The sequence below is a fragment of the Brevibacterium jeotgali genome, assembly GCF_900169175.1.
Taxonomy (GTDB): domain Bacteria; phylum Actinomycetota; class Actinomycetes; order Actinomycetales; family Brevibacteriaceae; genus Brevibacterium; species Brevibacterium jeotgali.
In genome coordinates this window covers 1-8136 of record NZ_FXZM01000025.1, presented here as the reverse complement: position 1 = coordinate 8136, position 8136 = coordinate 1, and the positions used below count along the sequence as shown (strand labels likewise).

General features: G+C 57.2%; 5 protein-coding genes and 2 pseudogenes. 3 read left to right on the top strand and 4 right to left on the bottom strand.

Features of this window, described 5'->3' with window-relative positions:
• Positions 1–293: 293 nt before the first annotated feature.
• From BJEO58_RS14390 to BJEO58_RS14385, 3 genes and pseudogenes are all read right to left on the bottom strand, one after another.
• Positions 294–992: pseudogene (locus BJEO58_RS14390) on the bottom strand (IS1634 family transposase); the annotation flags it as partial.
• A gap of 559 nt (positions 993–1551) precedes the next feature.
• A complete protein-coding gene (locus BJEO58_RS14865; RefSeq protein ID WP_144573864.1) occupies positions 1552–4113 on the bottom strand; it encodes a glycosyltransferase family protein in 2562 nt (853 codons plus the stop codon).
• A 4-nt stretch (positions 4114–4117) separates the two neighbouring features.
• Complete coding sequence (locus BJEO58_RS14385) at positions 4118–5692, bottom strand: CgeB family protein (protein WP_101590151.1); 1575 nt, start codon at positions 5690–5692, stop codon at positions 4118–4120.
• Positions 5693–5781: 89 nt separating this feature from the next.
• Here BJEO58_RS14385 and BJEO58_RS14860 point away from each other — a divergent pair, with 89 nt between their 5' ends.
• The 3 genes and pseudogenes from BJEO58_RS14860 to BJEO58_RS14370 all read left to right on the top strand — a co-directional run.
• A complete protein-coding gene (locus BJEO58_RS14860; RefSeq protein WP_144573863.1) occupies positions 5782–6003 on the top strand; it encodes a hypothetical protein in 222 nt (73 codons plus the stop codon).
• Positions 6004–6766: 763 nt separating this feature from the next.
• Positions 6767–7171 carry a transposase family protein gene (locus BJEO58_RS14375; RefSeq protein WP_101590149.1) on the top strand — a complete coding sequence of 135 codons (405 nt, stop codon included), beginning with the start codon at positions 6767–6769 and terminating at the stop codon, positions 7169–7171.
• A 213-nt stretch (positions 7172–7384) separates the two neighbouring features.
• Positions 7385–7715 (top strand): annotated as a pseudogene (locus tag BJEO58_RS14370) (IS481 family transposase); the annotation flags it as partial.
• Positions 7716–7759: 44 nt separating this feature from the next.
• Here BJEO58_RS14370 and BJEO58_RS14365 read toward each other — a convergent pair.
• Positions 7760–8136, bottom strand: a 377-nt coding sequence (locus tag BJEO58_RS14365) for an integrase core domain-containing protein (protein ID WP_145997565.1), incomplete at its 5' end; no start/stop codon positions are given.

The window sequence follows — 8136 nt, the reverse complement described above, 5'->3', positions numbered from 1 at the left end:
GTGGCGATGACGCCGCATCCGGGACAGCCGGTGAGCGGGTCGCAGGCCTCGACGTCGAGGAGAACGGCGGTGTCCGTGACGTGAGCGTCAACGAGGTGCAGGTCGGGCAGACCGAGGAGGACATCACACCTGCTGCAACGATCCAGGGCAGCAGCGCAGGGGCACGTAGGATGGGGCATAGTCGAGGTCCTTGGTGTGCGCGGGGGTTAGAGTCCGCTCATCATCAGGGACCTCGACGTCTATCCCCAGCACCCTCGCCCCATCGGCGCGCCCACACTCAACTCTGAAGAGCCCAGAATCGTGTGTGTCTCTGCCTTGTTGCCTTCGTAGCAGGCGATCTCCAGCGGGAACCCCGACCTGTCCACCAGCAGACCGACGACGATCTGTGGATCAACCCGGCGTTCTTTCGAGTAGCCCACCTTGCGCAGCTCGTCTTCGTGTTCAGCTTCGAAGTACAGCGTCGTCACGTCGTAGAGACACAGCGACACTCCCGTCGTCGCCACGCTGTGGGAGAAGCACAGGTGAGCGATCCGGGATCGGTAGTCGTGGTGGTGGGCCCGCGCCAGGCCCGCCATGAGCGTGTTGCGGTGAACAGCATCGACGCCGAGTTCCTCGAGCACACGCACGCTATCGCTGGTCGAGGTCGCCTCGACCAGTCGAGCGAGGACAAGCTGGAAGAACGCCTCGTCGTGAAGCGCATCGGTGAGGCCGAGTCGGTGATAGATACTGGTGAGTGCGTCGATGAGCAGTCCCGCGCGGCTGGACTTCGCCACCCGTTCTTCTGTCGCTGCCGGTGGCCCGGTATCGAGTGGGAGCACTCCTTGATCGGGGTGGAGCTTCTCGTGACCGACTGCCATCAGCGCGGCCAGCTCTGCTTCGGTGTGTGCCGAGCCGAGGTGTTCAAGAATCCGGTACGCGCCACCGGTCTTATCCGCGATCTGCACAGCAGTGGCCCCCAAAGCGGTCTTCACCTTGCGCAGAAACGGGGCCATCCGCCTAGTCTACGAGGCCCATTAGTTACCAAGAACCACGACCGACGGCCCTGTCACCAGCGACGATACTCGCGAAAAGCCCGAAATCGCTCCGACCTGTGCAACTCAGGTCGGAGGGCTTGATTCAACCGGGAGGACGGAGACATGCCCGCATCGAAGAAGTACCCCCAGGAAGTCCGCTTGTGTCCAGTTTCAGCGCGCGCCAGACTGATCACCTGCAGGTAGGACCGATCCGAGGGGAGAACCCGCCGCCATATTGTAAGTCAGGTCACAGACATGCCAAGCGGCCACTACGTGAGCCAAGTCAGGTGTCGAGGAGGCAGAACGCGTCGAGATCGGAACTCGTGAAGTTAAGCTTGGCCATGTCGAGGTCTTCCGGATGGAGTGTGTGAGAACTTCCATCATCGGGAGACCTCGACGTCTATCGGTGGAGCGACACGACCCATCCTTCAACGCCTGCATCTACACCATCTGCACCCGCACTTACGAAGAGTCAGTTATCCTCGAAGGGTCCAACCAACTCAAGCGGCGCGTATCGAATCGTCAGTAGGTGAATCGATTACCGCTTGCCTATTTGCACAGTTGATAAATGACTAGTCAGAGCACTCTCAGAAAACGCAAGGGTCAACTCAGTGTAACGCCTCCAATTGAAGAATGAAAGCGGCTGATCCGCGTACAGCTCAACGGTGACGACACGTTCGGGGTAGCGCGAGGGTAAGTCAATAAAAAATGTGTGCTCACCTTGTAGCTCAGTTAATGGAAGGCGCGCAACGACCAGATCTCCTAAGCGAACTCTAAAACTGACGTCCCGGGTCCGAAGAACACCCTCCGGCGGGTGATAGGAAACGGCAAGTTTAAGCCGAGTCGCTGAGACGCCTAATAGAGTCGACCGCCAGTTCTGATGCTGCAGAGTGCCCTGGTTCGGATACGGTGTTTGTACGGCAATTGACGATGTCCCGGTAGTCAGGGTGTCGGCGTGCGTCTTAGCAGAGTGGATTGCACTCCCAATAAATGCCTCTGCCGAGAACAGCGACTTGGAGAGCTCCCGGGCCCGAGATATGTAGCGCCTGTAATCCGCCTCATCTTCCGAAAGACGAGCCAGCTTGCGTTTTACCTCTCCTCTATCGCGTGCGGTAATGTGCGACTCGCCGGGTTCGCCAGCAATGCCGGCTCCAGCCGATCGGGGCGTCACGACAAGGGCCCCAGCGGCAAGAGCGAAGGCGAAGTACTCGCTCGGCTGGCTATCAGGCAAAGTCGAATCGAACCCAACGACCGCTACAGACGAACGAACGTAATCGACCAGTTCATCCACGGTTAGCGGATCGCGATCCGCGTCTTCAGCGAAGTCAATCACCGCATCTAGCTCCGCGAGATCTTCAAGCAAGTTCTTTTCGCTGGTAAGGTCGTTGCGGCGGGCTCCAATCGTTCGAATCTTCGGCGGAAGAGAATCTCGCGAATCTGCGATCTCGGTAAAGCTTCTGTCAACGAGTGGCGGTAGCAGTTTGACCGTACGGAACCCAGCAGCCTCGATTGCGGTATGCAAATCTGGATGGGTGACTGTGACAGCGTCTGCACGACCTACCAGTTTAGAGCTGACCAGATTCAGCGTACGGTTTGTCAGATGATGAACAATTACCGGAATATTTCGAGCGCGTAAATCGTGCCGCCCTGATTCAGTAATGCCATGGCCGTTTCCGACGAAAAGAACGAGATCTGGTTTGACGGATTCCGCGAGGAGGCGCGTCACGACGAAGCAACGAAACTCTCTTGACTTGTCTTGTACGAACAGCTTTGGGTGGCTAAGTGGGGAAACGCGAATCGGCTGGTGACCGAGATTGATAAGCGCGCGGTGAGCCACGCTGACCGGACTGCTGGCTCGAGTCCATCCCTCTCCGATGACTGCTATCCGTGACGACGGCCCTCGGGCGACTGTCGCCATGATGGGCAGGTTGGATGGGCTGCTCTGCACGCTGTCATGCGACAGGTCGGTAGAGATTCGGTCGGGTCGCGTCGTGCAGTGGAAAACTTCCTCTGGCGTATCGGACGCGTGCGTTTCGCGAAGTTCGCCTGCTGCATCAAACTGAGTAAACCACCTGGCCCGATCACCAGCGCTTAGCGCCCTCCAAGTGTCGTCTTGCGCAATATGTTCCAGGGCCATAGCCCTGGAATGTGCTGAGAAATGAGAGCGGAAACGGTTGTGAGTTTCCGTGCTAAGTTCGCTCAAACGACTCTCGCTACTGAGCAGCCCTTCGACCATCTCGTCAATCTTGTCAACTGAAGATACGGTCTGCAGTTCGGGAAATGTATCGTAATCAGAGCGATCCGGAGTGACGGATACTATAGGTAACCCCATGGCCGCGTACTGAATGACTCTGCTCGGATACTGAAAAGTTCCGAGGGCGTCCAAGCCCGCAAACCATGTCGGCAGTCCGGAATGATCGCTAAAGTACTGTGGAATATTAATTGCTAGTTTGGCTCGCGCCGCGGCTTGGACTACTTCCCGATCGCTGTCCAGGTACCCGCCACTAACATTTCGAAAATCGATTCCTGTGTTACCGTGAATTCGCAGGTTTGTCGACAAACTGGTCAGATTGAAGTATCGGTTCCGGCGCACCTCGTCCTGAACGTTCCCGAGAAACATCGCAACTGTCTCAGGCTTATATTCACCGTACACGTATGGAAACGAGAGGTTGTCCGTCCAGAACGGAAAGTTCACCCCAACGGCGCGGCCAAAGTGCGAATCGTAGAATTTCAGCACCCGTTCCGAGCCGGAATTCAGGACTATATCGTAGAGATCAACAACCGGGCGATAGGAGAGGTCCCAAAGCACGGGATCATCGGATAGCCATACGGCTAGCTGCGCGCCAGTACGACGAAGCTTGTCCAGCAGATTTGGGGGCAGTGAAGCGGGTCGGAAGACTAGAATGAAATCTGGTTCAGCCGCTATTGTCTCGTCGATATAGCGATTGATGCGGCTCAGCTTGTCTGGTTGGGTCTCAAATACGAAGCCGTGGCCAATCTTTCCCGTGTTGTAGACCGTGTGACCACGAGATTCTAGCGCGCGTTGAAGCGAGGCAGGGACGTGGTCCTCTAGAAGCCCGTCGAAGAATGCGAAACGCACTGGATCATACCTCCCACGTACTGTTGGCGGCGGGCACCGCTTGACGTCGATCTAACATGTTGAAGTAGTCCAGCGCGTTGAATACGCCACCCTGAGTCTCGAACAGCATCCGTGCGGTGTCTAAAGGCAAGGCGCCAGCTGCCGTCGCCCATAACAGAGGGCTCATTACCACGTTCGCCGAAAACGCTGGACGATCAAGCGCGTTGAAAGCTGCTTTAGACACTGGTGACTTATCTGGGTGGCTCGAGATTGCAAGAAGGATATCTGAAAACGCCGCGTTGTTGATAGTGGCAGCGGGGGATGCGACTATTACTGAATTCGTCGCAGTGAGGTCAGCTGCCTCCTTTTCGGTGATCTGTTGCAAGTCTGTTTGCGTATCCGGTAATGACAAACTCCGGTCCGCTAAAATGTAGTGCGCGACAGCAATGCTTTCAGTGTCGACAACAATTTGAGCTGATCTGCGTAATTCATCCGCGGTAGCACCCCGCGCATCGATAACCACTGCAACTTGGATATTTGGCGAGCTTGGGGCGAGGCCTAGCTGGTGGAGGATGCTATCGACGCGATTCGTGTATGTATGGTTAATCATAGTCCGTCGCCAGGCCTTGAGTGCCGACTTCTGACGAAGAGGCTCGTCCGTAAGGAGCAACTGTAGCGTATCTTGAGCCTCTTGCAGATTGTTTGGTGTGAAGACTTCATCTGGTTGGTAAAAGCGTTCAATTGCGGGAGACGGAGCGGATACGACGGTTGCCCCCGATGCGCTGATTTCAAATATTCTACGTGCGCACATTGTTTTGGAGTTCACGACTGAGTTCACATTCAAAAACGTTTTGAAGTGACGGTACTCTCGTATCATCAAAGCATATGGGACCGACCCGGAGACCAGTTCGTCGAACGGCTCAGGGAATGCGTAGCGAGGATCGTTCCCCAACTCGCGTGAGTAGATTGTGAAGTCGTATTCCGCGGCAGCCGGAAAGAGGAACTCCATTTGCTCTCGGCGTTCTGGGTATTTGTGTCTGAAGTATTGTCCTGCGAAGCACACTTCCCGGTCCCGCTCTCCGTCTGCGAACGGATGATGGATCGATGGCTGAGCGGCAAACGGAAGCGTGTGTACGTTTTCGTGACCAACTGCGAATTTGTATTGATCTACTAGTTCCCCTGCTGTGGTGAAGACGTGGTCCGCGAGTCGCGCCAGCGGCAGAAAATCTTCGAAGTGAGGAGGGTCTTCTTTGTTCCAGAAAACAACGGGTATAGAGCGATCGTTGCATGCTGCGACTAGATTTTTGACCGCTGCCTTAGGCCCGGTGGGGCCAACCAGCTGATGCTTCCACGCGCCATCGTTGCCATTCCACGCTGACTCAAGGAGGAGAAACTGAGGCTGGTAGTAGTCGAGAGCCTTCACGAAATCGACGCGCGATACGGGGATACAGTCGATCACTGGTGAGAAACATGCCTGCGAGAATGAGTCGAGTATAGTGATAGCGGTCGCTTGTAGTTGTTTGAGGGGAGCTTCCGTTCCGTAGTGCGGGACGGGAATATGCTCAACTGCAGCACGAAACTGAGGGAAATCGTCGCGCATTAGAGCGGGGCCTTTCGCGCTATGGTGAAACAGTTTGATTGGTGATCTGTAATGACCGCGAGGATGTCAGGTTCCTTATCTTGAATTTTATGGAAGAGCGCACGTTGTTCGAGCACGTTGCCGATGATCCATACTTCGCTGCCAGGGAGCATGTGCCCAACGGGTATGAAGTCGTGCGCTTTGTATCGGGATGCATCGCTGAGGTCGACGATGAGAGTCTGGATCAACGCAAGCTCCAATGGCGCGGTATTCGGATCATAAAACTCAACCTTTGTGAATACCTGGGAGGCTCCGGTGACCCATCGAGCTAGTTCGTGCGACCGGGCGTCTCCTGCGACTGTTACGGTACTCGGGGACGTCATGGTGAGCCGTGAGTACAGGACGCTCGAGTCAAGGGCGCTCAATCCAGGGTGCGCTAACGATGGGATTGAAGCGGCAATTTGTTTAACGTTGTGCTGGCTATCGGATACTGCTCGTGTAAGCCGATGGCTCTCAGAGTGACAATATGTCTGTAACTCCTCAATTGTCTGATAATACTCTTGTGGCAATTCTGGTTGTTTGCGGCTTTGCGGCTCGTGCGGAGGCGGCGCGGGAGCCATCGAGAGTCTGGTGGTGGAAAATGTGGCGTGCTGTACGCGCTGAAGCTGCGCAACCTCTCGTATTCGAATTGCGGTTCGTCGTATTTTGTGCACAACAAGCAGTGAAGCGCCAGTGATTAAAGCTAAGCCGGTGAGAACAGCTTGTGTAGCTAGTTCTGGTAAAAGAACTGAGACACTGATGCAAATACTCCCGCCAATAATCAGTCCGAAGGTGAGCGCTTCCGAATTGAGGAGTCTCAAGGCTGTTTTTTGCACTACCGCATCCTTTGTGAGGGACTTTCTGCGTCTGGTGGGAGAGTTTATGTGGGGGCGTGAACCTCTAGCGAGAGCCCTTGGCTGTGTGACAGTCTATGAGCAATGTCTTAGTCTTGTGATTCTATTGGCTTGAAGGGGCTCTCGCATAACCGGCTCTTCAGAGTTGAGTGTGGGCACGCCGATGGGGCGAGGGTGCTGGGGATAGACGTCGAGGTCCCTGATGATGAGCGGACTTCTACCCCCGCGCATCTCAAGGACCTCGACTATGCCCCATCCTACGTGCCCCTGCGCTGCTGCCCTGGATCGTTGCAGCAGGTGTGATGTCCTCCTCGGTCTGCCCGACCTGCACCTCGTTGACGCTCACGTCACGGACACCGCCGTTCTCCTCGACGTCGAGGCCTGCGACCCGCTCACCGGCTGTCCCGGATGCGGCGTCATCGCCACTGGCCACGGACGTGTGACCGTGACTCTGATCGATGCGCCCTTCGCGGGACGCCCGACCCGTCTGCGGTGGCGAAAGCGCCGCTGGATCTGCCCCGAGTCCGCCTGCCCGGTGGTGTCCTTCCTCGAGCAGTCCACTCAGGTAGCGGCCCCGCGCGGTAGGTTGACGGCTCTTCGCAGATGAGGGTGTAGAGCCTGGTGCTGTGGGTCCGTCCGTGTCGTTGCCTGGGTAGACGTCGAGGTCTCCCTGAAGATGGAAGTTCTCACACTCTCCATCCGGAAGACCTCGACATGGGCAAGCCTAGCTTCACGACCCCCGATCTTGACGCGTTCTGCCTCCTTGACACCCTCGATCTGACCGTGGCGGGACAAGCAGTCGACGTCAATCAAGCAGTCCCCGGCGAGGTTCCCGGGACACATGATCCACCTCGACGTGAAAGAAGGTCGGCACGATCCCAGACGGGGGTTGCTGGTGGGCTCACGGCCGCGTCAGCGAGCGAGCACTGGCCGGCAAGCGGGCGCACAAGCAGAAGGTCGGCTACACCTACCTGCACTCCGCGATCGATGGCTTCTCCTGGCTGGCGTACACCGAACCACTCGAGGACGAGACCGCGGCGACCACAGTCGGGCTCTTCGCTCGCGCTCGCGCGTACTTCGCCGCTCACGGCATCACCCGCTGCGTGCGCGTGATCACGGACAACGGAAGCAACTACAAAGCCGCGGCGTTCGCTCGTACTGGGGTTGCCCGCAAGTTGTAGACACGTGAGCCACCTCACGCGGCGTGCGTGAGTGACGTTTCCTGCTCGCCCTCGGCAGCCTCACCCGCCGCGATCATGCCCTGCTCGAGCTCCACCGGCGGCACCATCCCCAACCTCGAATGCAACCTGCGCCGGTTATAGACGACCTCGATCCACCGCGCTACAGCCTGCCTGGCTTCCGCTCGCGTCGACCACGACCGCCGGTCATAGAACTCAGTCTTCAACGTCGACCAGAACGACTCAGCCATCGCGTTATCCCGGCACACGCCGGTCCGTCCCACCGACTGCTGCACTCCCAATTCGAGGGCAGCAGCATGAAGCTGTGACGACGTGTACTGGGCACCTCGATCTGCATGGAACACGACTTCCACGGCGCTGGTCTCACGCAGCG

What these genes read in the sequence shown, in the direction of transcription:
- BJEO58_RS14375 (WP_101590149.1), top strand. Translation starts at nt 6,767, where the DNA reads ATGATGAGCGGACTTCTACCCCCGCGCATCTCAAGGACCTCGACTATG.
- BJEO58_RS14385 (WP_101590151.1), bottom strand. Translation starts at nt 5,692, where the DNA reads ATGCGCGACGATTTCCCTCAGTTTCGTGCTGCAGTTGAGCATATTCCC.
- BJEO58_RS14860 (WP_144573863.1), top strand. Translation starts at nt 5,782, where the DNA reads ATGGAAGAGCGCACGTTGTTCGAGCACGTTGCCGATGATCCATACTTC.